The following is a 23,791-nucleotide window of genomic DNA, read 5'->3' as shown; positions in this document are numbered from 1 at the left end:
TGGTGAACCGCCGCAGGACAGGGAAGTCGGGAGCCGCGCCGCTGCATCCCCTGGAGCGGACCGCGGGTTCCGCGTCCGTACCCGTGGAGTCTCTGCCGGGGCCCGATCCCCGGTTCCGCTCCCACCGGTAGCTGAGGTTCTCGGCGGAACTGAGGAGTTCCGCGTTCCATGGCGCCGTCCCTCTCGCCGCTCCTCCCGGCATTGTCCCTCCGAGCACAGGGGCCGACGCGTCATCGCCGGGGCGGGGAAGTTGCGGAACTTCCCCTCGGGGGCCAGCTGCCGCGCTCACCGGTCCGACCGTGCCAGAGGCGCACTGCTGCACGTCACCAGCAGGCCAATGCCGTCCACCCTTCAGAATACGGTCCGGTAACCACCGGAATGCCCCAGGGTTCTGCCTCCGCGCCGCCCACGCGGGCAGCCCGCGTTCTGCCCCTCCCCCTGCCGCGCCCTCCTGTCTCGGTCAGAGGGGTCCGCCCAGCTCAACGACGGCCGCAGCGCAGACAACGCCGGTCAGGTAGAGCAGAGAATTCCGCACGCTGTTTCCGCGAAGTGGATACCACAGACGGCTGCCAGGGCTTGTCGCCCCCTGTCTGATCTGGCAGAATGGCGGACGTTGGGTGTCTAAGACGCAGACACACCTTTGCCTTTGTGCGCTCGCACCTGGCTTTTGCCAGCGGTATTTGCCGAGCGCTTTTTGTGTTTTTACCTCGGTTTAAAGGTGTGATCGCTGTGCGTCTGCCCTTGTCTGCTTTCTCTCGTTCCGCAATCCACGCAGTCGCCCAGCCGGGCTCGTCTTGGCGTGCTCTCATCCGCGCACAGTCCGACGCGGATTCCCACACCATCATCCCATCGCTCTGCGGAGAGCAGGCATACCCGACTGCTGCACTGAGGAGTCGCACGTGAAGATCGCTCTGATTGCCACCCATGCCACCCCGATTCCCGCACACAAGGGTGACCCCACCGACAGCGAAAGCCTGTACCTATGCCATCTGGCCCGGAACCTGGCCGCCCTAGGCCACCGGGTGACCATCCACACCCGATGCACTGACCCGCAGACCAGCGAACGCACCCGCATGGGACGCAGCGTCGTCGTGGCGCCCATTGTCGCCGGACCGCGGCGCCCCCTGCGTGAACAGGAGTACATCGAACACACCGGGACCTTCGCCCGCAGACTGACCGAGCAGTTGCGCGCCGACCCTCCCGATATCATCCACGCGTTCGGGTGGAGCAGCGGATTAGCCGCGCTCGCCGCGGTCCGCGACCTGGAACGCGACATCCCGGTCGTCCAAACCTTCCACTCCTTGAACGTCAGCGAGCAGCGGGTGGGCCTGCCCGCCAACCCGCAGCGGGTCCGATTGGAGGCCGCGCTCGCACACCACGCCAAAGCGGTTCTCGTCAACTCCGCTGACCAGCGCTTCGAACTCGCCCGGATGGGCGTGCCGCGCAGCCGCGTGTGCATCGTCCCCTTCGGCGTGGACACCGACCAGTTCACCGTCGAAGGTGCCGCGCACGGGCCGTGGCAGCGGCGCCGCTCCGCAGCTGGGCGGCCGCTGCGGATCATCGCGGTCACCCGCCTGGACCCACTCGGCGGCGTGGACACGCTGATCAGGACGATGGCGCGCCTCCCGGACGGGGAACTGCTCATCGTCGGCGACCCTGCACCCGAGCACCTCGCGATCGACCCGAACGCCCAACGCCTGGAACGGCATGCCAAGGAGGCGGGCGTCAACGACCAGGTCACGCTCACCGGAGCGGTCACCCGCCGGGACCTGGCCCGGATGCTGCGGTCGGCCGACGTGTTCGTCTCCACCGCCTTCTACGACCCCTACGGCAGTGCCGTCCTCGAAGCCATGGCCTGCGGCCTCCCGGTCGTGGCCCGCGCCGTGGGCGGCATCACCGGGGCCATGCTCGACGGCACCACCGGGGTGCTCCTCCGTTCCGCCCACCCCAGCACCCTCGCCCACGTCCTGCGGCAATTGGCTGCCGACACCACCCAGCGCACCGCCTACGGGATTGCCGGTGCTGACCGCGCTGCGTCCCGCTTCACCTGGGCCCGAGTTGCCGCGGAGACCGAACGGATCTACCAGAAACTGCTGCCTACCACTCCTGAACTGCCGCTGGCCTCCGGAAACGGCGCCTAGCGGATGCGTCGGCCACGCGCTGCCGGCCTGCAGCATTCCGCGCCGGATGCACCCGGCCGCGTGCGGCACCGTGCTCTGCACGGCTGCCGTCCAGGTTCCCTGTCCCGCATCCGTTCCGCTGCCGCCGACCGGCCCGCGGGCTGCGCGGTCTCACGCCTGCCACGGCTGCACTGCAGCGGCAGGCGGACCGGGGCCGGTCACCGCGGTGCTTCCGCGGCACGCATCCCCGCGACCGCGCGCGCCACATCTTCTTCCAAGGCGATCACCTGGTCAATGCCCGCGATCATGAGCAGTCGCCGCACCATTCCCTGGGAAGAGGCCACCACCAGGCCGATTCCGCGGTCTCGGGCATGCCGGTAGCTGGCGAGCAGCACGCCGATGCACCGGGAATCGCAGGACGCCACCTCGGAGAAGTCCAGGACGATCCCCCGGCAGGACTCCTCTGCCCCGATCACGGTCTCCAGGGTCTCAGCCAACACCTGGGAAGTGCCGGCATCCAGGTCTCCCTTGGGGGCGACAACGACCACGTCCCCCTCAGTCCTGGTCGCAATATCGAATTCCGCGCTCACGTCTCTCGCCCACCCTGACCGCCGCTGCTGCGACACCTCTGGCCTTTTCGCAGCCGTTTGCGGGAAAGCCGCGGGCTGTGGAATTGGCCGATCTGGGATTCCAGCGGCAACCCTAGCGCTCGCAGCGGGATCAAACAGAGCGGAAGCTACGCTCCGTCGCTTTGTGTCGCCACCGGTACATCCCATCGTTGAGGATTGTCACTTTTGCACGCCCGGGAAACCGGACTGGGTCACCTTCGTGCCCAATCTGTCCGCTTTTTATTCACCGGCGGCCATTACTGAGGGCTTGTTCCGCCATGAGCTGCTGGGCGACGTCCGTGACTTTCATCCCGTTGCGCTGAGCCACTTTGCGCAGTTCCTCGAACGCCTGCTGCGAGGTGAGCCCGCGCGCGTGCATGAGGATCCCCTTGGCCTGGTCGATCACCGTGCGTGCAGACATCGCCCGGCGCATGTGCACGGCCTCCCGCAGCGCGTCGGCATCCCGGCCGAGGCTGCGCAGGGTGGTGACCACATGCTCGGCGAGCATGGCGAGCGGCAGCACCATGGTGTCCGGGGAGAGGCGGTTCCCCCGGCAGGTGTGGACACCGAGCGTCAAAATCTCACCGTCGAGATCGCACGGATAAGTGATCGAAGAGTGGTCCCCGCACTGGACGGCCATACTGGGATACTCCGGCCACCGCTCATCCCTCAGAATGTCCGCCACCACGACAGTGTGACGTTCCCGAACCGCTTGCACGGTCGGCCCCTGACCTGTTTCGTACTGGTACTCGAAAGCAGTGGCGAGGTCGGAGTGGGAGGCGGCATAGTCCACGACCACGTGGCGCCCCTTGAAGTCCACGCTGGGGTCGCGCTCCTCAGGGTGCGTGTCGCGCCACACCACCACGAGCGCCGCGGAGCACTCGGGCACGTGCCGCACCATGAGCTGGCTGACCTGATCCAGTACCCGGTCCCGGGCACCGTCCACGATCTGGGCCAGCTCGCCAATGCCCCGCGCCAAGCGTTCGACCCACATCGCTCCTCTGCCTCCCTCCCCCTCTGAGGAGGCAGCATCGCCGCCTCACTTTGTCACAGTAGCCACTCCGAAGACCTGCATAGCGCTCCTGACGTTGGGACTGCCACCCGTTTTTTCGCCCAATTCCTCGTAAAGATTCACCTAACGGCGGCCGTGTTTCAGGGTACGGTTCCACGCATCAACGCCATCCTGCCGGACAGCCGGGGAACGGAATCGGGAGCCGCAGCGTGCCGGAGCACCTCGCGAAACTAGAAGACGCGATCGCGGAACTGCGCGACCGGATCGCCGCACTGCGGGCCACGCACGCGATGTACCCGGACGACGGGGCCACCACCGCGGAAGCCGCGCTGGCCGAACTCGGATTCGCCGAACGGCTCCTGCGGGAATGTGGAGAACGCCTGGCCACCCTCGTCAGTCCGGCGACCGTGCGCCGCAACGACAACGAGCGGACCCTGCTCCGCGCCATCTTCCACGAACTCAGCATCCCGGTGGTCCTGCTCGACCACGAGGGCTACATCCGCCGGATCAACGCCATGGGCGCGAAACTGCTGGACAGCACGCCCGGCTACCTGGCAGGCAAACCGTTCTCCATCTTCGTGGACCTGCGATCCCGGGCCGCGCTCCGCAGCTGGCAGGCCGCGGTCTCCCAGGGCGGGGAGACCGCATCGTTCGACTCGCGGCTGGCCCGGCGCGGCTACGTCGAAGACGTCCGGTTGACCATCAGCCGCCTCGACGTCCCCAGCGAACCCAACCCGCTGCTGCTGGTCGCCATGTCCCCCTCCCTGCATCCCAGCAGCGACACCGGCCCCGCCCCCTTGGAGACCGAAGTTGAAGACCAGGTCGTGGTGCTCGCCGCCCGGCGGCTGGACGTGCTCACCCGGATGACCCGACTCCTGCTGCGCAGCGTAGGGTCGAGCCGGACAGGGACCCCGCTCGTCCTCGACGAAGCAGCCGCGCTGCTCGCCGACTCCTACGCCGACTGGGTGGTCATCGACCTGTGCGAGGCCCCCGGAAAACCGGACCGGCTCCGCCGCACCGCTGTCGCAGGCCCCTCCGGATCCGAGCTGAACGGGCTGGTGCGCTCGCTGGAGCCGGACGCTGCACCGCTGCCGCGCGAGGTCCTCACCACCAGTAAAACCGTGCTCCGGCAGCTCATCGACGACGAGACAGAATTCGGCGCCACGCTGGACGGCCTTCCGGTGCTGAGCGCGTTGCGGGCCCGCTCCCTGCTCTGCGTTCCCCTGCGCGACCACGACGACGTGGTGTACGGAGCCCTCACGTTGATCCGGTGCAGCAACCGTTCCTCTTTCCGGTTAGCCGACCAAGGGCTGCTCGAAGAGATCGGCGAGCACATCGGGATGGCCCTCGCCAAGGCCTAACCCCGAGGGCTTGCCGACAAAAACCCTTCCTGACCTCGGGATTTGACATTTGTCAACCCCACTGCCGTGGGTTTTTCACCGGGGAGCCGTGACAGAGGCGCCTACCCCGGACTGGCGGATCGCGCGACGCTTGAACCATGAACACGACGTCTCAGAACCGCAGCGTCGCCATCCACGTGAGCGACCTCCACCAGTCCTACGGCAGTTTCGAAGCTGTCCGGGGCGTCTCGTTCACGGTCGCCCCCGGCGAACTGTTCGCCCTCTTGGGCACCAACGGAGCAGGGAAAACCACCACGATCGAAACCCTCGAAGGCTTCCGCCGCCCCACTCGCGGGTCGGTGCGGATCTTCGGGATCGACCCGTTCGGCCAGCCTCCGGAGCTGCGTCCCCGGGTCAACGCGGTCCTCCAGCACAGTGGACTGTTCGAAGAGCTCACCGTCACGGAGAGCATCGAACTGGCCCGGGACCTGGCGGACGACCCCATGGACACCGCCGAAGTGCTGGAGGCCGTGGTGCTGGCCGACAAAGCCCGGAACACGGTCCGCTCGCTGTCCGGTGGAGAACGGCGCCGCCTCGACCTGGGGCTAGCGATTCTCACCCGCCCCGACGTGCTCTTCCTCGACGAGCCCACCACCGGCATGGACCCGGAAATGCGCCGGGAAACCTGGAAGATCATCAGCAGCCAGGTGGCGCGCGGCGCAGCTGTCGTACTCACCACGCACTACCTGGAGGAAGCAGAACGGCTCGCCGACCGGCTCGCCATCATGCACCGCGGGGAAATCCGGGTCTCGGGCACGGTCAGCGAAGTGGTCTCCCAGTGGGGCGACCGGATCAGCTTCCGTCTGCCCTCCCACATCCGCTCCCGGGAACTGCCGGAGCTCCCCGGGGCTGAACTCACCATCGACGTCCGCGGCGACCACCAGTGGGCGGTGTACACGGTCACCACCGGCACTGACCCCGCGACCCGCACCCACCACGCACTCCTCCCCCTCCTGAAGTGGGCAGAAGAGCGCTCTTTGGACCTTGAACGGCTGGAGTCCCGTCCCGCCTCCCTCGAAGACGTGTTCCTCGCCGTCGCGCAAGGAGACGTCACCGACCTGGTGGACCTCTGACCCGACCGTCCCATGCTTGGAGAGGAGCCCTCATGACCACGGCCACCGCCGCCACTCCCCCGGCGTCCGACTCGCAGACGCCGCGGAAACCCGTCAGTGTCCTGCGGCAGGCCCTGCGCCTCACCCGCACCGAGTTCACCCTCTTCTACCGGTACCAGATGGCGTTGTACTCGGCTGCCCTGCCGCTGATCTTCCTGCTTCCCCTGTCCGTCTTCGAACCCTACGACGTGCTGCCCGGCGTGGACACCACCGTCCTGTCGCTGACCTGGTTCTTCCCGATCGCCGCCCTCACCGTCGGGCTCTCCCACGTCCCCAACGTCTACGCGATCCGCCGGGAACGGCTGATCCTCAAACGGCTCCGCGTCTCCGGGGTCACCCCGGCCGCGATCTTCACCTCCACGGTCCTGTCCGTGTTCAGTGTCGTCGTCGTGCAGACCGTGCTGGTCGCGGCTCTCCTCGCCGCGCTCAAGGAAGTCTTCCCGACAGCCCCGGTCCTCTTCCTGGTGTCCCTCGCGCTGACCACCGTCGTCATGGTGCTGCTGGGGGTGCTGATCGCCAACTTCGCCCGCAACGGCGAAAGCGCGCAGATCATCTCGATGGTGCCGTTCTTCCTCCTGATAATGCTGAGCGGCCTGTTCGTCCCCGTGGATCTTTTGCCGGACGGCATCGCGATGACGATCGGCCTGCTCCCCATGCTGCCTGCGGTCCGACTCGCCCAGTCCGCCTACCTCGGCTACGACCTGTTCGACGGGATTTCGAACGCGGAAGCGGCCACGGGCGTGGACCTGTGGCTGGCTGCCGGCCCCTCCCTGCTCATCCTGGTCGCCTGGATGGTGCTCCTCACCCTGCTGCTGCGGATCTTCCAGTGGGATCCGCGCGTCAACAAGTGAGAGACCACTGCGGCGGTCTGCTCTGCTCTTCGGAGCAGACCGCCGTTACCCTCTCCATGAGAGGAGCTCCCCATGCCACGATCGCCCTCCCACTGGTCCGACATACCTCAAGCCGACGAACGCAGCATGCGACGGCTGCGGATCACCCGCTGGTTCGTGCTCATCTGCGTAGCCTTGTACGCCGTCTTCATCCTGGTGATGGCGCTGGTCCAGGTGGAGCTGGCGTTCACTTCCCCGGAGGAGGTGCAGTGGGGGCCGCTCTCCTGGTCCGGGATGACGCTGCCCTGGTATGCGGCGCTCCTCCTCGTGCTGGCCGGGGCCGTGGCCGTGCTCACCGTTCTTCTTGTCCGCTGCCGGATCAACGGGCGGCGCTCCTGTCCCCCTGCGCTGCTCTACTGGTCGCTCGGAGTGCTCCTCGCCCTGGTCTCGGTCATGGACGTGACCGTGTTCTCCGTTGCGATCGTGGCCACGTGGTGGTCGGCAGCGATCCTCGTCATCCCGCGCCGCACCGCAGTCCTCTTGTCCACGGCCGTCGTCGGCTTCCTCATCAGCTACACCCTGGTCCTGTCCTCGCAGCCGTCCGTGGTCGCGCTGGCGTTCATCATCCTCAACCTTCCGATGGCGCTGCTCAACGCGGCAGGGAGCTTCTCGGTGGTGTGGCTGTGGGAAGTCGCCCGCGAAGCCACCCTGGCGCGGGAGGCGCGGGCCCGGCTCGCGGTCAGTGAGGAACGGCTGCGGTTCGCCCGGGACATGCACGACCTTCTCGGCCACAGCCTGTCCGGTATTGCAGTGAAAAGCGAGCTCGCCGCCCGGCTTGCCCGGAGCGACCCGGAGCGCGCCGCGGCAGAAATGGCCGAAGTGCAGCGGATCGCCCGGGAAGCACTGCGCGAGGTGCGGGCCGCCGTCAGCGGATACCGCGCCGTGAACCTGGCCGACGAACTGGCGAGCGTGCGCTCCGTGCTGCTGGCTGCGGGGGTCTCCGCCACGGTCACGGGCAACCCCGCGGACATCCCAGCGCAGTCCCAGTCCTTGATCGCGTGGCTTGTCCGGGAGGGGGCGACGAACGTGCTGCGGCACAGCAGCGCACAGCGCTGCGACATCACGCTCTCCCGCCAAGACCGCACCTGGGTGGTGGAGGTGTACAACGACGGGGTGCGCGCCGGGAAAGCCACCAGGTTCGGCAACGGGCTGACCGGCCTGTCGGAGCGGGTGGCCTCCGCCGGCGGCACTCTCACCGCGAGCCACACCTGCAACGGCGGCTTCCTGCTGCGCGCGGTCCTGCCCGTCCCCGCCTCCGTCGAGGAGCCGGTCAGGGAAACCCAGGAGAAGAAAGCTGTCGCATGATCCGAGTGGTCCTCGCTGACGACGAGCGCCTCGTGCGGGGCGCGATCGCCACGCTGCTCAACTTGGAAGACGACGTGGAAGTCGTCGCGGAAGTGGGCCGGGGCGACGAAGTGGTGGCCACAGTGGTGAAGCACCGCGCGGACATTGCGGTGCTCGACGTGGAAATGCCCGGCATGACCGGGTTGGAGGCCGCAGCCGCACTGCACCAGGAGGTCCCCTCCTGCGGCATTCTCATCCTCACGAGTTTCGGCCGCCCCGGCTACCTGCGCCGTGCGCTGGCCGCGGGGGCGCGGGGGTTCCTCGCCAAGGACGCGCCCGTCGACCAGTTGGCCGGGGCGATCCGCACCGTGTACCGCGGGGGGCGTTTCATCGACTCTGAGCTTGCAGCCGACGCGATGATGGCCGGGGAGAATCCGCTCACTGCCCGGGAGATCGACGTCCTCCGCGCCGCCTCGACCGGGGCGTCGGTCGCCGCTATCGCCCGCACCCTGCACTTGAGCGAAGGCACGGTGCGCAACTACCTGTCGAGCGCGATCTCCAAACTGGGGGAGGCCAACCGCATCGCGGCGATCCGCAAAGCCAATGCGATGGGCTGGCTGTGACCCTGCCGCTGGCCTTCCAGCCGATACCTCCGCGCTAGGCGGCGGACCTGCGCGGGACTCCTCACCCGCCGAGCAGCATCCGCTCCTGCTGCTCCGCAGGGCGAGGTTCGAGGAACCGCAGCACAAGCATCGCCGTGTCGTCGGTGTGCCCGCCCGGCGCGAACGCCTCCAGTTCCCGGCCGATACGGGAGATGACCGCCTGCGCGGTCAACCCAGAGCACCGGGAGAAGATCTCCACCAGTCCTTCATCGCCGAGCATCTCGTCGCCGTTGCGCCGCTCGGTAACCCCGTCGGTCACCGCGAGCAGGACATCGCCGGGCTCCACCTCCACGGTTTCGGTGAAGAACTCCACGTCCTCGAAAGCCCCCAGCAGCGGTTGAGAGGTCGCCAGCGTGGTGACCTCGCCGTGGCGGTTCAACCGCAGCGGCAGTGGATGCCCGGCGGAGACGAGCCGGATGTGCATCCCGCGTTCCGCGTTCGGCCCGATCGGGGTCATCTCCCCGTACAGCATGGTCAAAAACCGGATGGTGAGGCTTTCTTCCAGGATCGCGAAGTTGAGCCGGTGCATGATGTGCGCGGGGGAGAAGCCTTCCCGGGCCAGGGCACGCAGCGTGTGCCGGGCCAGTCCGGTGACGGCGGCGGCCTCCGGGCCGGTCCCGCACACGTCCCCGATCGCAAAACACCAGCGCCCATCAGTGGCGAACAGGTCGTAGAAGTCCCCGCCCACCACGGTGCGCTCCCCAGCGGGCTGGTAGAACACCGCGTAGTCCACGCCGGGAACCACGGGCTGCTTCTCCCGGGCGGGTAGCAGGCTGCGCTGCAACGCTTCGCTCATGGACGTCTGCGCTGAATACAGCCGCGCGTTCTCCATGGCCGAGGAGACCCGCTGGGCCAGGTCGGCGGCGAGGTCCACGTCCTCTTTCGGGAAGTCTTCGCCGACGTCCCGCCCGATCGTGATCCGGCCCAGGATGCGGCCGTACGCGGTCAGCGGCAGGCTGATCCCCGGCCCTTGGGCAAGCTCCAGGCTGAGCTCGTCCCCCAGGCCGGCCGCGACCACTTTCTCGACCGGCCACAGCGGCCCAGGGTCCCGCCGCTCTTCAGGCATGAGCGCGGTCACCAGGTCGCGGAGGATGTCGGTGACGTTCTCGTCCCGGTGCATGGCGAACGCCAACTGGTGGGTGCCCAGCTCGTCGACCGTGTGCACCACACACCAGTGGCCCAGCCGCGACGTGCTGAGCTGTGCGGCGAGCGCCGCGGTCATCTGCTCGTCGAGCGTCCCGGACAGCAGGTCGTTGGCTTCGGCGAGGAAACTGAGCGCGGCCCGCCGGTGGATTTCCACTTGGGCGAGGCGGGCGCGTTCCACGGTGAGGGCGATCCGGTCAGCGGCTTCTTGGAGGCGGCGGGCCGCGTTCTTCCCGAAGTGGCGGACCCGGCGGGAAGCGACCCCGATCAGCCCGGTGATCCTGCCGTCGACACTGAGCGGTGCGGTGACCAGGGACCGCATTCCTGCGGCGGCGAGCACTCCCCGGTGGGCGCTGGCGATCATCAAGTCGTCGTTGATCATCGGCCGGGCTTCCGGGGTGGCAGCGGGGAAAGTCTCTTCGATGCGGCTGCGGAACGGCCGCCACGGGCCTGCGGAGAGTCCGACCGCGGCAGCCATCTCCCATTCGGTGTGGTCGGCGGTGGCGAGCGCGATATAGGCGGCGTCTCCGCCGAGCACCACGCGGACGTGCTCCACGATCCGTTCCAGGAGTTCCGAGGGGGACAGCCGTGCGGAGAGCAACGCGTCGAGGCGCGCCCACGGTTCCGGCGGGCTGGAGCGTGGGTGGCTGCGGATGCTCCGCGGCGGCGACAAGGAGGAGCGTGCGGTTTCTTTAGTGCGTTCCTGAGTCGAGATCCGGAACCAGACTGCTTTGTCGTCCCTGCTGTAGCTGACTCCCCACGTGTCGGCGATCGCCTCCGCTAAAGCGAGGCCCAGGCCGCCACGGCTGTCCTCGTCTGAGGAGAGGACGACACGGAGGGGACCGGCTTTGGGCAGCGCCTGATGCGGCACCCGGTCGGCGACCACCACCTCGACATCGCTGCCGATCAGGCTTACGGTGAGTTCCAGGGTCGTCTTCGCGTGGACGACCGCGTTGGTGACGAGTTCGCTGGTCAGCAGGACGATCTCGTCTGCGCTCCGCTGCACCTCCCAGTGCTGCAGTGTGTCTTTGACGAACGTGCGTGCCTCCCCCACCGTTTCCGGGGTGGGTGAGAACTCTCGGCGGACGGTTTTCGTGACACTGTGTGGCATGGCGCAGCCGTGGATCTTTCAGCGGGCGGAGCGGACTATCGAATATGCCGACCTATTGCGAGAATAGGCGGCGCTGCCCAGTTCTGGACAGCATCGGAACCGGATGCTTGGGCCGGTTTGTTCCGGGTGGTGAAATTCCCCCACGCTGCCGAAACGTCATAGTAATGATCAGGTGTCTGATTAACGTAGTGCATCGCGGTCGTGGGGGAACTCTGAGGCCGGACTCTCTTGGGTGACGCCGCACGCCTGGACGCACGCAGCCAATGCTTCAGCCGCTGGAGGAGGGGATTTGATGCCCAGGTTGATGCCCAGGATGAAGAACCGGACCCTGACCGAAAGCGAATTGGATGCCTTGCTTGACGCGCTCTACCGGATGCGCGACGGGGATTTCACCGTGCGGCTCTCCCCCCGTGGTGCGACCAGGTTCAGCGAAGTCGCCCGCGTGCTCAACGAGGTCTTCGACCAGTGCGAGCAGTTGAGCAACGAAGTGCAGTGGGTCAGTGAAACGGTCAGCACGGACGGGCGGCTGTCCGAACGTGTCTCGATCAGTCCGGCCCGTGGCTCCTGGGGCCAGAGCGTGCGGGCGCTCAACCAGATGCTCGACGAGGTCAGTGAGCCGGTGACCGCGGTGGCGCGGATTCTGGACTCGGTGGCCAACGGCGACCTTTCACAGCGGGTGGATCTGGCCAGCCGGCACGGGGAGCTCCACGGCGACCTGCTGCGGCTCGCCACGTCGGTGAACCGGATGGCGGACCAGATGTCGGAGTTCGCGGGCGAGGTCACCCGGGTGGCGCGCGAAGTCGGCACCGAAGGCAAGCTCGGCGGCCGCGCCAACGTCAAAGGCGTCTCCGGCATCTGGAAAGACCTCACCGACAACGTCAACTCCATGGCCGACAACCTCACCAACCAGGTGAGGGACATCTCCCAGGTGACGACGGCGGTGGCCCGCGGCGACCTCACCAAAAAGGTCACCGTGGACGTCCAAGGCGAAATGCTCCAGCTCAAAGACACCGTCAACACCATGGTCGACCAGCTGTCGACCTTCGCCGACGAGGTCACCCGGGTGGCGCGCGAAGTCGGCACCGAAGGCAAACTCGGCGGCCGCGCCAACGTCAAAGGCGTCTCCGGCATCTGGAAAGACCTCACCGACAACGTCAACTCCATGGCCGACAACCTCACCAACCAGGTGAGGGACATCTCCCAGGTGACGACGGCGGTGGCCCGCGGCGACCTCACCAAAAAGGTCACCGTGGACGTCCAAGGCGAAATGCTCCAGCTCAAAGACACCGTCAACACCATGGTCGACCAGCTGTCGACCTTCGCCGACGAGGTCACCCGGGTGGCGCGCGAAGTCGGCACCGAAGGCAAACTCGGCGGCCGCGCCAACGTCAAAGGCGTCTCCGGCATCTGGAAAGACCTCACCGACAACGTCAACTCCATGGCGGACAGCCTGACCCACCAGGTGCGCAACATCTCCCAGGTGACGTCGGCGGTGGCGGCAGGAGATCTGACGAAGAAGATCACCGTGGACGCCCAGGGCGAGATCCTGGAGTTGAAGGACACCGTCAACACGATGGTCGACCAGTTGTCCGCGTTCGCCGACGAAGTCACCCGGGTGGCGCGCGAAGTCGGCACCGAAGGCAAACTCGGCGGCCAGGCGCATGTGAGCGGCGTGTCGGGGGTGTGGAAGGACCTCACCGACAACGTCAACTCCATGGCCAACAACCTGACCCACCAGGTGCGGCAAATCTCCGTGGTGACGACAGCGGTGGCCCGCGGCGACCTCACCAAAAAGGTCACGGTCAACGCCAAGGGCGAGATCCTGGAGTTGAAGGACACCATCAACACGATGGTCGACCAGCTGTCGACCTTCGCCGACGAAGTCACCCGGGTGACGCGCGAAGTCGGCACCGAAGGCAAGCTCGGCGGCCGCGCCAACGTCAAAGGCGTCTCCGGCATCTGGAAAGACCTCACCGACAACGTCAACTCCATGTCGCACAACCTGACCACTCAGGTGCGCAACATCTCCCAGGTGACGACGGCGGTGGCCCGCGGCGACCTCACCAAGCGGATCACCGTGGACGCCCAAGGCGAGATGCTGGAGTTGAAGGACACCATCAACACGATGGTCGACCAGCTGTCCACGTTCGCGTTGGAGGTCACGCGGGTCGGCCACGAAGTGGGTATTGAAGGCAAGCTCGGCGTCCAAGCGAAAGTGGCCGGCGTGTCGGGGGTGTGGAAGGACCTCACCGACTCCGTCAACGAGCTGGCGAAGAACCTCACCACGCAGGTGCGGGCGATCGCGTCGGTGGCGAGCGCGGTGGCCCGCGGCGACCTGACCCAGTCGATCCAGGTGAGCGCCCGCGGGGAGCTGGCCACGTTGAAGGACAACGTCAACCTGATGGTGTCCAACCTGCGGGAGACGACCGCGGCCCAGCGGGACGAGGACTGGTTGAAGAGCAACCTGGCGCGGCTGTCCGGCCTCCTCCAGGGGCGCCGCGACCTCAACGAGCTGGCACGCCTCATCATGACCGAGGTGACCCCGCTCGTGGACGCCCAGCACGGCGCCTGCTACCTGCCGGAGGACGAGAACGACACCGAGACCTTCCGGCTCTACGCCGGCTACGGCTACCAGCCGAGTGAGGAGCGCCGCCGGATCACCGCGGGCCAGGGACTGGCCGGGGAGGCTATTGCGCAGCGCAAGGAGCTGATCGTCCACAACGTCCCCGGCGACTATGTGCGGATCGAATCAGGACTGGGCGAGGCGCCTCCGTTGAGCCTCGCCATCTTCCCGATCGTGTCGGAAGACCGGGTGCTCGGCGTGATCGAACTGGGCTCCTACGGCACGTTCCGGGAGATCCATCTCAACTTCCTGCGACAGCTGGTCAGCCTGCTCAGCGCCACGATCACCACTATCCTGGCCAACTCCAAGACCGAGTACCTGCTGGCCCAGTCGCAGCAGTTGACGACCGCGCTGCAGGAGCGCTCCAACGAGCTGCAGCGCCAGCAGGAGGAGCTGCGCCGCAAGAACGCGGAACTGCACAGCAAGGCGGGGCAGTTGGCCAGCCAGAACCGCGCGATCGAACTGCAGAACCGGCAGATCGAGCGAGCCCGGCGGTCCTTGGAGGACCGGGCGCACCAGTTGCAGGTGTCCTCCAAGTACAAGTCGGAGTTCTTGGCGAACATGTCGCATGAGCTCCGTACCCCGCTCAACAGCCTGCTGATCCTCGCGCGGCTCCTGGCCGACAATAGCGAGAAGAACTTGACCCCCAAGCAGGTGGAGTTCGCGCAGACCATCTACAAGGCCGGCAGTGACCTGCTGCAGCTCATCAATGAGATCCTCGACCTGTCCAAGGTTGAGGCCGGGCGGATGGAGCTGAACCCGAGCCACGTGTCCATCAGCCAGCTGGTGGACTACGTGGAGGCGTCGTTCCGTCCACTGGCCAGCGAAAAGGGACTGGCGTTCGCGGTGGAGGTGTCCCCGGACGTCCCCGACCAGTTGTGGACGGACGAGCAGCGGCTCCAGCAGGTGCTGCGCAACCTGCTGTCCAACGCCGTGAAGTTCACCAGCAGCGGCGAGGTACGGCTGGTGATCGAACCGGCGTGGGCCGTGGAGGACATCGACGTGGACACGTTCACCGACCCCGACGAAGTGATCGCGTTCTCCGTGATCGACACCGGGATCGGTATCCCCGAGGACAAGCTCCAGTTGATTTTCGAAGCGTTCCACCAGGGCGACGGCGGCACGAGCCGCCGGTTCGGCGGCACCGGCCTGGGGCTGTCGATCAGCCGCAACATGGCGGAACTGCTCGGCGGGGAGATCCGCGTGTCGAGCACCGTGGGGGAAGGCAGCACGTTCACCCTCCTGCTGCCGGTGCGGCTGCCTGAGGGCACGTCTGAGCGGATGTACCGGTCGCTCAGCGACGCGGACGTGGTGACCTCGTTCGACAGGCCCACGGACACGGTCGTCCTGCCCACGGAAACGCCCGGGCCCAAGGCCGCGGACACCGATCCGCTCGCCTCGTCCGAGGACGAGCCCTACGTGCCGGTGCTGACCGCAGAGTCCGTGCCGCAGGCCGCGGGCGGCCCCCAGCAGGACGACGTGTTGGCGGGCAAGCGGGTGCTCATCGTCGACGACGACATCCGGAACGTGTTCGCGCTCGCGAGCGCGCTGGAAGCGCACGGCCTCGAAGTGCTCTACGCGGACAACGGCCGGGAGGGGATCGCGAAGCTGGAAGCCAACGAGGACATCGACCTGGTGTTGATGGACATCATGATGCCCGAGTTGGACGGTGACGCCACTACCCGCATGATCCGGGAGATGCCGCAGTTCGCGGACTTGCCGATCATTTCGCTGACGGCCAAGGCGATGCGGGGCGACCGGGAGAACAGTCTGGCCGCGGGAGCCTCGGACTATGTGAGCAAGCCCGTGGATCTCGACCACCTGCTGAATGTCATGCGGCGGTGGTTGGATCGCGGTAAGAGTGACAACAGCACAAGCCGGGAGCAGTGACCGTGTCCTACAAGGCCAACATCCTCCTCGTCGACGACCGCGAGGAGAACCTCACCGCCCTCGAAGCCATCCTGAGCTCGCTGGACCAGAACCTGGTCCGTGCGAACTCAGGTGAGGCCGCGTTGAAGGCACTGCTCGAACGGGACTTTGCGGTGATCCTGCTCGACGTGGTCATGCCGGGGATGGACGGGTTCGAAACCGCGACGCACATCAAGCAGCGGGAGAAGACCAAGGACATCCCCATCATCTTCCTCACCGCGGAGGGGATCGACCGCCACCGGGTGTTCCGGGGATATGCCAGCAGGTTTGTCGACTACATGACCAAACCGCTGGACCCGTGGCTGCTGCGTGCCAAGGTCGAAGTGTTCTTGGAGTTAGACCGGCTGAAGCGGCAGTTGCACAGCCAGACCGAGCTGCTGCGCCGGGACCTGTCCTCCAGCGCCGCCGGCGTGGAGATGGTGGTTGCTGAGCTGTCAGCGCTGGTCAACGAACTCAACGACACGTTGGAAGAGGTGCGGGAGCGGTCCGCCGGCGACCAGCGGGTGCTGGACATGGTCCAGGAACTGGACGCCCCGACCCAGCGGCTCACCCGGCTGGTGCAGGCACTGCGGCCACAGCGGTGATGCCGGACCGCCTCCCCGCGGCGGCGGGCCGTGGCCGGGGCGGCCTGATCAACTGTCGAATCCCATTCCGACCGCGTCCAGGGCGCGCAACCAGAGGTTGCGGCGGCCGCCGTTGCGGTCGGCTGCCGCGATCGAGCGGCGGGTCAGCTCGATCCCGAGGTAGCGGAGCGGTTCGGGCGGGAACGGGATCGGTTTGCTGCGGACCATCGCGGTCCGGGTGCGTTCGGTCTCGACCCCGGCGAGCCGGTCCAGCATGACTTCGGCACCGAACCGGGTCGCCCCCACACCGAGCCCGGTGAAACCGGCGGCGTAGGCGAGCCGTCCCCCGTACGCGGTGCCGAAGAAGGCGCAGAACCGGCTGCACGTGTCGATCACCCCGCCCCACTTGTGGGTGAACCGCACGTCTTCCAACTGCGGGAACGTGGTGAAGAAGTGCTCCGCCAGCCTCTGGAAGGTCTCCGGCCGCTGGTGGAACTCGGGGCGCACTTTGCCGCCGTAGTGGTAGATGACGTCGTAGCCGCCCCACAGGATGCGGTTGTCCGCGGTGAGCCGGTAGTAGTGGAACTGGTTGCTCGCGTCCGACATGCCCGCGCGGCTGGCCCAGCCGATCGCTTCCCGCTGCTCGGTGGTGAGCGGCTCGGTCATCAGCGCATAGTCGTACACGGGGGCGACGAAGTGGCGGATGCGGCGGAGCGGACCGGGGAACGCGCCCGTCCCCCACGCTACCTGCCGGGCCCGCACGGACCCGTGGCGGCTTTCCAGCCGCAGCCGACCGGGTTCGGAGCGGATCGCCCGCACCGGGGTGTGCTCGAAGATCCGCACGCCTAAGCGCAGGCATGCTTCGCGGAGCCCCCAGGCGAGTTTGGCGGGGTGCAGCATGGCCACCCCGTCACGGTCGTAGATGCCGCCGAGGTAGGTAGGCGAGTTCACTTCGGCCCGCATCTGGGCGGCATCCAGGTCGACGACGTCGTAGCCCAGGTCCCGCATCCGCTGCGCGTCTTCGCGGAGCCCGGGGAGCTGCCACTCTTCAGTGGCGGCGATGATGGCACCGGTGCGTTCGAATTCGCAGTCGATGCCGTACCGTGCCACGGCCTCCGCGATCCGGTCGAGGTTTTCGTGGCCCAGCCGTTCCAGTTCGGCGATTTCGTCGGGCCACCGCTCCACCCCGTTGGCGTGGCCGTGGGTGAGGCTGGACTCGCAGAAGCCGCCGTTGCGGCCGGACGCCGCCCATCCCACGGTGCGTGCTTCCAGCAGCACGACGTCCCGGTCAGGGTCGCGTTCTTTGGCGAGCAGCGCAGTCCACAGGCCGCTGTAGCCGCCGCCGACCACAGCCAGATCGGTGGTGATGTGTCCCCGCAGCTCCGGTTCCGGTTCGGGAACCGTGTGGCCCGCGACCTGGGGGTCCTGCCAGAACACCGTGGGTTTGGCGTCGGCGAGTGCGGCAGCGGCCAGACGTGCGAGAGCGGACACGGGATATCCCTCTTCTCGTCGGGAGGGTCGGCGCCCAGGTCAGGAGCGCCGCCGGGCGAGGATGATGTTGGTGATGGCGAGCAGCACACCCACCACGAAGATCAGCGTGCCCATCACGTTGACCTGCGGGGGGATGCCGACACGGGTGGAACCCCAGATCCACAGCGGGAAGGTGGTGAGGTCGCCGCTGACGAAGCTGGTGATGATGAAGTCGTCCACTGACAGCGCGAACGCCAGCAGGCCGCCCGCCATGATTGCGGGGAACAGCATGGGGAAGGTCACCAGCCGGAACGTGGTCCAACTGTCCGCGCCGAGGTCGCGCGCGGCTTCCTCAATGCTGGGGTCCATGGTCATGACCCGGGCCCGCACGGTGATCGCCACGAACGAGATGCTGAACATGACGTGCGCGATGATCACGGTGGTCATGCCCAGGGTCAGGTTGAGGGCGATGAACAGCGACAGCAGTGACGCGCCGATGACGACTTCGGGTGCGGAGATCGCGGCGAACATCACCAGGTTGCTGGCCTGCTGCCCGCGGAACCGGTAGCGGCCCATCGCCAAGCCGAGCAGGGTGCCGGTGATTCCGGCGATGAGCATGGTGGCGAACCCGATGAGCAGGGTGTTGAACAGCGCCTGGTTGAGGTCCGGGTAGACGAACGCCTTGCCGTACCACTTGAGCGTGAAGCCCTGCCAGGTGACGTTGTGGCGTCCGCTGATGTCGTTGAAGCTGAAGGCGATCATGCCCGCGATGGGCAGGAACAGCCAGACCAGGACGGCCCAGGTGAACACTTTGCCCAGTGTGATCCTGGGCCGCCGCTGGCGACGGGACACGGTTGCTTCGGCCTTGGTGGCTGTGGCGCTCATCCCGCCTGCACCTCCATCACCCGTTCAGTCCCCAGCGCCTTGGCGTAGCTGAAGATCCCGATGAGCAGGACCGACATCAGCACGAAGGTAATGGCCGCGGCGGTCGGGTACGCGTTGTTGACCAAGTACTGCGACTGGATGACGTTGCCGATCATGGTGTTGTGCGTGCCGCCGAGCACCCATGCGGTGACGTAGTCGGCGCTGCTAGGCACGAAGACCAGCAGGACGCCGGCGAAGACACCGGGCAGGGACATCGGCAGGATCACGTGGACGAACGCGTGGAATCGGGACGCGTACAGGTCGTAGGCGGCTTCCACGACCCTGTGGTCCACCTGTTCCAGCACCGCGTAGATCGGCAGGACCATGAACGGCAGGAAGGTGTATGCCAGTCCGAAGATGACCGCGATCGAGGTGCTGAGGACGCGCGCATCCTGCGGCAGCAGGTGGATGGCTTTGAGCGTCCCCAGGATCAGGCCGTCGTCGGCAAGCAGGAACTTCCAGGAGATGGTGCGCAGCACCTGGGTCACGAAGAACGGAAGTAGGAGGAGGAGAAGGTAGGTGGACTTGTGGGCGCCACCGTGGAAGGCGATCCAGTAGGCCACCGGGTAGCCGATGGCGATGCACAGTAGGGTGGCGGCCAGTCCATACCCGAGGGAGCGCAGGATGTGCTCCCAGTAGGTGGTGATCACTTCCGGGTAGATGCCGACGTTGAAGGTCTGCTGGAACCCCACGATGATGTTTCCGGTCATCAGGGACATCCACAGCAGGCCGACGATCGGCACTACGAAGAAGAGACCTAGCCAGATCCAGGCGGGCAGCGCCAGCAGGTAGGGGGCGGCCCTGTTCAGCAACCGTGTCATGGTTCCCTAAGCGTGGGTCACCGCTTGGAAGATGGAGTTGAATTCTTCGTCTTCCCCGGCTTCCACGTCCAACACCACGTAGTTGTGGAGTCTGGCGTAGTCGCTCTCGGAGGGGAAGACGAGGGGGCTGTTCGCCAGCTCTTCGAGGGCTTCTCTGTCTTCGCCGTCGAGTTCCGCGGCCCGGTCGAGCAGTACTTCCTTCGCGTGCGGCACCGGGCAGATGTAGTTGATGTACTCGGTGAGGCTCGCGGCGATGTCCGGGTCGTAGAAGAAGTCGATGAGCATGAGGGCGTCGACCGGGTTCTGCGCCGTGATCGGGATCGTCAGGTTGTCCGTCCACAGCGTGGCGCCCTCTTCGGGGATAACGAACTTGAGGTTGGTGCCTTCTTCGGCGTTGACCTGGTAGATGTCACCGGACCAGGCCATGGTGATCCAGATGTCGCCGTTGGTGAGCGGCTGGATGTAGTCCTGCTCGTAGTAGGCACGCACGATCCCGTCGTCGCGCTGCTTCTTCAGGACTTCGGCAGCGGCTTCCCAGTCCTCGGGGGTGGAGTCTTCCGGAGCGACACCGTTGTAGAGCAGCGCGAAGTTGGAGATCTCCTGCGGGTCGCGCATCATGCCGACCCGTCCCTTGAACTCGGGGTCCCACAGGTCCTTGATGGAGGTGATTTCGCGTCCGACCCGTTCGGGGTCGTAGGCGATGCCGGTGATCCCCGAGGCGTAGGGAACGGTGTACTGGTTGCCGTAGTCGTAGGCCGACATCGTGTAGAACTCGTCGGCGAACTCGGCAAAGTTCGTCAACTGGTCGCGCTTCAGCGGGGCGAGGTAGCCCAGTGCGATGAGCTTGGTGAGCTCCTGCCCGTTGCTGATGACCATGAGGTCGGCGCCGATGTCGTCGCCGTTGGCCAGGAGCGGCTGGATCTCTCCGAACCACGACGGCATGTCCTGGATGGCCTCGCTGTATTCGACCTCGATGCCGGTCTGCTCGGTGAACCGCTTGAGCTCCGGCTTTTCGGGGTCCATGTAGAGCGGCCAGTTGACGAAGCGGACTTTGCCGTTGCTTTCCTTCCCGTTCCAGAAGTTCTCCGAGGTGGTGGACTGCTGGCCCTGTCCCTCGATACCGCAGCCGGCGAGCGCCAGGGCGGCAGCGGAAAGACCAGCGAGTTTGAAGGTGTCGCGGCGGCTCACACGACGCTGGGTGAAGCCACGCAGCACAGCAGGATTGATGGTGTGTTTTCTACGCACGGTGCCGTCGTTCCTGAGTTAGGGGGGATGGTGCAGAGGAACGGCTGAACTGTTCAGCCTGGAAGCACGTAAGAGTGCTCGGGACGCCAGGACAGCCACACGGTGTCTCCGTGATCTGCGAGGTTGCTGGCGTCGGAGGAGTTCTGTTGAAACACCACGATGTCGGTGTCGTCAACCGTTCGCACAGTGTAGTGCGTCGTTGCTCCCAAATAGACAACCTCACGCACCGTACCGCGAATGCGGCTTACATTGGCATCCGGCACATCTTTCCCAAGTCGGATCTTTTCAGGACGAACGGTAATTACGAGCCCCAAATCCGACATTTGTTGCGGGGTGTTCGCGAGGACGTGCTGGTCGCCGCCGTAGTCAATGCGGACGAGAGTGTCAGAGACCCGCTGCGCGGTCCCGGTGAGGATGTTGGAGGTGCCGATGAACCCGGCCACGAACCGGGTCGCGGGGGTCTCGTAGATCTGCGCTGGCGTGCCGAGCTGTTCGATCCGGCCCTTGTTCATGACGGCGATGCGGTCGGACATGGTCAACGCTTCACTCTGGTCGTGAGTGACGTAGACGAAGGTGATGCCGACCTCGCGTTGGATGCGTTTGAGCTCCAACTGCATGGCCTGGCGCAGTTTCAGGTCAAGAGCACCGAGAGGTTCGTCGAGCAGGAGTGCGCTCGGCCGGTTGACGAGGGCGCGGGCCAGTGCGACACGCTGCTGCTGACCCCCAGAAAGCTGCCTGGGCTTGTACTTGGCCCGGTCCCCCAACTCGACGAGTTCGAGCATTTCAGCGACCCGAGTGCGGATCTCGGCCGCGGGGACTTTCTTGCGTTTCAGTCCGAAGGCCACGTTCTCCGCGACGGTCATGTGCGGGAACAGGGCGTAGCTTTGGAAGACCATGTTGACGTCGCGGCGGTTCGGGGGAACCCCGGTGACGTCTTTACCGGACAGGCGCACGACTCCTGAAGTGGGCTCCTCGAAGCCGGCGATCATCCGCATGGTGGTGGTCTTGCCGCAACCGGAAGGCCCGAGCAGGGAGAAGAACTCCCCTTGACGGATCTCCAAGTCGATGGATTCGACCGCGGTGGTGGTGACCTGCCCGGATCGGTAGGTCTTGCTGACTTTTTCCAGACTGATGGCGGGGACTGCCTGGTTGCTCTCTGTCGCTACTACGCCAGGCGCGGCCGGTGTTTTTTCCGTCGTGGTCGCCATAGTCGGGGGTCCTTTGGTGGGGGTCGTACTCTGCGGCGGGCCCGAAGGCCCGCCGACCTCAATCCTGGTCCACGGCGTGGACCTGCCTCATGATCAGTCCCTGCCGATGTAGCTCATCACGTGCTTGATGCGCGTGTACTCTTCCAGGCTGTAAAGGGACAGGTCCTTACCGTATCCGGAGTGCTTGAAGCCTCCGTGCGGCATCTCCGCGATGATCGGGATGTGCGTGTTGATCCACACGCATCCGAAGTCGAGGCGACGGGAGACCCGCAGAGCGCGCGCGTGGTCCTTGGTCCACACACTGGATGCCAGTCCGTACTTTACTGAGTTGGCCCACGCGACCGCCGTGTCCTCGTCGTCGAAGCGCTGGACCGTGATGACCGGCCCGAAGATCTCTTCGGAGACCATCTCGTCGCCTTGGCGCAGGTTGGACACGACCGTGGGCGAGAAGAAGTAGCCGGGACGGTCCACGGCGGAACCGCCGGTGAGCACTTCGGCGTGGTCGGGGAGGCGCTCGAAGAAGCCGCTGACCCGGTCCAACTGGTTGGGGTTGTTCAGCGGACCGTAGTAAGCGTCGGTCTCGTCCGGGCCGGCGGTCTTGGTCTTCTTCGCCTGTTCAGCAAGTGCCGCGGCCAGGTCGTCGTGGATGCCGGGGGCGGCCAGCACGCGGGTGGCAGCAGTGCAGTCCTGTCCCGCGTTGAAGTACCCGGCTCCGGCGATGCCTTCGGCGGCCTTCTCGACGTCCGCGTCGTCGAAGACGATCACCGGGGCTTTGCCGCCCAGCTCCAGGTGGAGCCGCTTGAGGTCGCGGGATGCGGACTGGGCGACCTCGTATCCGGCGCGGGTGGACCCGGTGAGCGAGACGAGCCGCGGGATCGGGTGGTCGACGAGGGCGCGCCCGGTGTCGCGGTCACCAGTGACGACGTTGAACACGCCGGGCGGCAGGAATTCTGCGGCGATCTCGGCGAGCAGCAGAGTGGAGACGGGCGTGGTGTCGGACGGCTTGAGGACGATGGTGTTGCCCGCAGCGAGCGCCGGTCCGATCTTCCACGCGGCCATCGCCATCGGATAGTTCCAGGGAGTGATCTGGCCGACGACGCCGATGGGTTCGCGGCGGATCCAGGAGGTGTGGTCGGCCATGTACTCGCCGGCCGCCTTGCCCTCCAGCACCCGTGCCGCACCAGCGAAGAACCGCAGCGCGTCGGTGACCTGCCAGATCTCTTCCTCGCGCGTGGCCTTGACAGGCTTTCCGCAGTTCTCGACTTCGGCGGCGACAAGCTCGTCGGCGCGTTCCTCCACTGCGTCGGCGATCTTGTTCAGGATGATCTGCCGTTCGGCGGGGGTGGAGTCGCGCCACCCGTTCTCGAAGGCGTCGGCGGCGGCACGGAAGGCCCGGTCCACGTCTTCTGCCGTGGACACCGGTGCTTCGGCGTAGGCCTCACCCGTGGCTGGGTTGACGACCGGTGCGGTTCGGCCGTCGACGGAGTCTACGTACTCACCATTGATGAAGTTACGCAGGCGGCGCAGGCCGTCGGAGTGGCTGGTCACTTTCTACTCCTTGGTCAACTGCGTCACGGCAAACGCAGGGTTGTTATGCATACCCTGACAGAACCAACGACACAAAACAAGGGATTCCGTTGTAAATATCGCGTTTCACGACTAATAC

Annotated in this window: 17 protein-coding genes; 8 read left to right on the top strand and 9 right to left on the bottom strand. The window is 66.4% G+C overall.

Features of this window, described 5'->3' with window-relative positions:
- Positions 1–899: 899 nt before the first annotated feature.
- Entirely contained in the window at positions 900–2,141 is a 1,242-nt protein-coding gene (locus tag TFU_RS01465) for a glycosyltransferase (RefSeq protein WP_011290742.1), read from the top strand.
- Between the two features lie 197 nt (positions 2,142–2,338).
- Here TFU_RS01465 and TFU_RS01460 read toward each other — a convergent pair whose 3' ends face one another.
- Positions 2,339–2,710: an STAS domain-containing protein gene (locus tag TFU_RS01460; RefSeq protein ID WP_011290741.1), complete on the bottom strand. Its 372-nt coding sequence runs from the start codon at positions 2,708–2,710 to the stop codon at positions 2,339–2,341.
- A 262-nt stretch (positions 2,711–2,972) separates the two neighbouring features.
- Entirely contained in the window at positions 2,973–3,722 is a 750-nt protein-coding gene (locus TFU_RS01455) for a GAF and ANTAR domain-containing protein (RefSeq protein WP_011290740.1), read from the bottom strand.
- A 227-nt stretch (positions 3,723–3,949) separates the two neighbouring features.
- On the opposite strand from TFU_RS01455, the gene TFU_RS01450 reads away from it, so the two are divergent.
- The 5 genes from TFU_RS01450 to TFU_RS01430 all read left to right on the top strand — a co-directional run bounded on the left by TFU_RS01450 (position 3,950) and on the right by TFU_RS01430 (position 9,049).
- Complete coding sequence (locus tag TFU_RS01450) at positions 3,950–5,101, top strand: GAF domain-containing protein (RefSeq protein WP_011290739.1); 1,152 nt, start codon at positions 3,950–3,952, stop codon at positions 5,099–5,101.
- A gap of 137 nt (positions 5,102–5,238) precedes the next feature.
- Entirely contained in the window at positions 5,239–6,213 is a 975-nt protein-coding gene (locus tag TFU_RS01445; RefSeq protein ID WP_011290738.1) for an ABC transporter ATP-binding protein, read from the top strand.
- Positions 6,214–6,245: 32 nt separating this feature from the next.
- Entirely contained in the window at positions 6,246–7,103 is an 858-nt protein-coding gene (locus TFU_RS01440) for an ABC transporter permease (RefSeq protein ID WP_011290737.1), read from the top strand.
- A 72-nt stretch (positions 7,104–7,175) separates the two neighbouring features.
- A complete protein-coding gene (locus tag TFU_RS01435; RefSeq protein ID WP_011290736.1) occupies positions 7,176–8,447 on the top strand; it encodes a sensor histidine kinase in 1,272 nt (423 codons plus the stop codon).
- Complete coding sequence (locus TFU_RS01430; RefSeq protein WP_011290735.1) at positions 8,444–9,049, top strand: response regulator transcription factor; 606 nt, start codon at positions 8,444–8,446, stop codon at positions 9,047–9,049. Before TFU_RS01435 ends, TFU_RS01430 begins: the two co-directional genes overlap by 4 nt.
- A gap of 61 nt (positions 9,050–9,110) precedes the next feature.
- Here the strand turns inward: TFU_RS01430 and TFU_RS01425 are convergent, their stop codons facing one another.
- Positions 9,111–11,342, bottom strand: a complete 2,232-nt coding sequence (locus tag TFU_RS01425; RefSeq protein ID WP_011290734.1) for a SpoIIE family protein phosphatase — start codon at positions 11,340–11,342, stop codon at positions 9,111–9,113.
- A gap of 292 nt (positions 11,343–11,634) precedes the next feature.
- Between TFU_RS01425 and TFU_RS01420 the strand changes: the two genes are divergently transcribed.
- The gene (locus TFU_RS01420) at positions 11,635–15,855 is read left to right on the top strand and encodes a HAMP domain-containing protein (protein ID WP_011290733.1); all 4,221 of its coding nucleotides are present in this window, start codon (positions 11,635–11,637) and stop codon (positions 15,853–15,855) included.
- Between the two features lie 2 nt (positions 15,856–15,857).
- Positions 15,858–16,478 carry a response regulator gene (locus tag TFU_RS01415; RefSeq protein WP_011290732.1) on the top strand — a complete coding sequence of 207 codons (621 nt, stop codon included), beginning with the start codon at positions 15,858–15,860 and terminating at the stop codon, positions 16,476–16,478.
- 48 nt (positions 16,479–16,526) lie between these two features.
- On the opposite strand, the gene TFU_RS01410 is transcribed toward TFU_RS01415, so the two are convergent.
- The 6 genes from TFU_RS01410 to TFU_RS01385 all read right to left on the bottom strand — a co-directional run bounded on the left by TFU_RS01410 (position 16,527) and on the right by TFU_RS01385 (position 23,673).
- The gene (locus TFU_RS01410; protein ID WP_011290731.1) at positions 16,527–17,948 is read right to left on the bottom strand and encodes an NAD(P)/FAD-dependent oxidoreductase; all 1,422 of its coding nucleotides are present in this window, start codon (positions 17,946–17,948) and stop codon (positions 16,527–16,529) included.
- Between the two features lie 39 nt (positions 17,949–17,987).
- Complete coding sequence (locus TFU_RS01405; protein ID WP_011290730.1) at positions 17,988–18,812, bottom strand: ABC transporter permease; 825 nt, start codon at positions 18,810–18,812, stop codon at positions 17,988–17,990.
- Positions 18,809–19,672 carry an ABC transporter permease gene (locus tag TFU_RS01400; protein WP_011290729.1) on the bottom strand — a complete coding sequence of 288 codons (864 nt, stop codon included), beginning with the start codon at positions 19,670–19,672 and terminating at the stop codon, positions 18,809–18,811. The genes TFU_RS01405 and TFU_RS01400 overlap by 4 nt, the downstream gene beginning before the upstream one ends.
- A gap of 6 nt (positions 19,673–19,678) precedes the next feature.
- Entirely contained in the window at positions 19,679–20,917 is a 1,239-nt protein-coding gene (locus tag TFU_RS01395; protein ID WP_011290728.1) for a polyamine ABC transporter substrate-binding protein, read from the bottom strand.
- A 53-nt stretch (positions 20,918–20,970) separates the two neighbouring features.
- A complete protein-coding gene (locus tag TFU_RS01390) occupies positions 20,971–22,125 on the bottom strand; it encodes an ABC transporter ATP-binding protein (RefSeq protein WP_011290727.1) in 1,155 nt (384 codons plus the stop codon).
- 93 nt (positions 22,126–22,218) lie between these two features.
- On the bottom strand, positions 22,219–23,673 hold the full coding sequence (locus tag TFU_RS01385) for a gamma-aminobutyraldehyde dehydrogenase (protein ID WP_011290726.1): 1,455 nt from the start codon (positions 23,671–23,673) through the stop codon (positions 22,219–22,221).
- Between the last annotated feature and the right edge of the window lie 118 nt (positions 23,674–23,791).

It is taken from the genome of Thermobifida fusca YX (genome assembly GCF_000012405.1).
Lineage (GTDB): Bacteria > Actinomycetota > Actinomycetes > Streptosporangiales > Streptosporangiaceae > Thermobifida > Thermobifida fusca.
Note: the sequence above shows the minus strand (reverse complement) of the source record. Positions and strands in the feature narration are given on the sequence as shown.

What these genes read in the sequence shown, in the direction of transcription:
- TFU_RS01455 (WP_011290740.1), bottom strand. Translation starts at nt 3,722, where the DNA reads ATGTGGGTCGAACGCTTGGCGCGGGGCATTGGCGAGCTGGCCCAGATC.
- TFU_RS01445 (WP_011290738.1), top strand. Translation starts at nt 5,239, where the DNA reads ATGAACACGACGTCTCAGAACCGCAGCGTCGCCATCCACGTGAGCGAC.
- TFU_RS01440 (WP_011290737.1), top strand. Translation starts at nt 6,246, where the DNA reads ATGACCACGGCCACCGCCGCCACTCCCCCGGCGTCCGACTCGCAGACG.
- TFU_RS01435 (WP_011290736.1), top strand. Translation starts at nt 7,176, where the DNA reads ATGCCACGATCGCCCTCCCACTGGTCCGACATACCTCAAGCCGACGAA.
- TFU_RS01430 (WP_011290735.1), top strand. Translation starts at nt 8,444, where the DNA reads ATGATCCGAGTGGTCCTCGCTGACGACGAGCGCCTCGTGCGGGGCGCG.
- TFU_RS01425 (WP_011290734.1), bottom strand. Translation starts at nt 11,342, where the DNA reads ATGCCACACAGTGTCACGAAAACCGTCCGCCGAGAGTTCTCACCCACC.
- TFU_RS01420 (WP_011290733.1), top strand. Translation starts at nt 11,635, where the DNA reads ATGCCCAGGTTGATGCCCAGGATGAAGAACCGGACCCTGACCGAAAGC.
- TFU_RS01405 (WP_011290730.1), bottom strand. Translation starts at nt 18,812, where the DNA reads ATGAGCGCCACAGCCACCAAGGCCGAAGCAACCGTGTCCCGTCGCCAG.
- TFU_RS01400 (WP_011290729.1), bottom strand. Translation starts at nt 19,672, where the DNA reads ATGACACGGTTGCTGAACAGGGCCGCCCCCTACCTGCTGGCGCTGCCC.
- TFU_RS01390 (WP_011290727.1), bottom strand. Translation starts at nt 22,125, where the DNA reads ATGGCGACCACGACGGAAAAAACACCGGCCGCGCCTGGCGTAGTAGCG.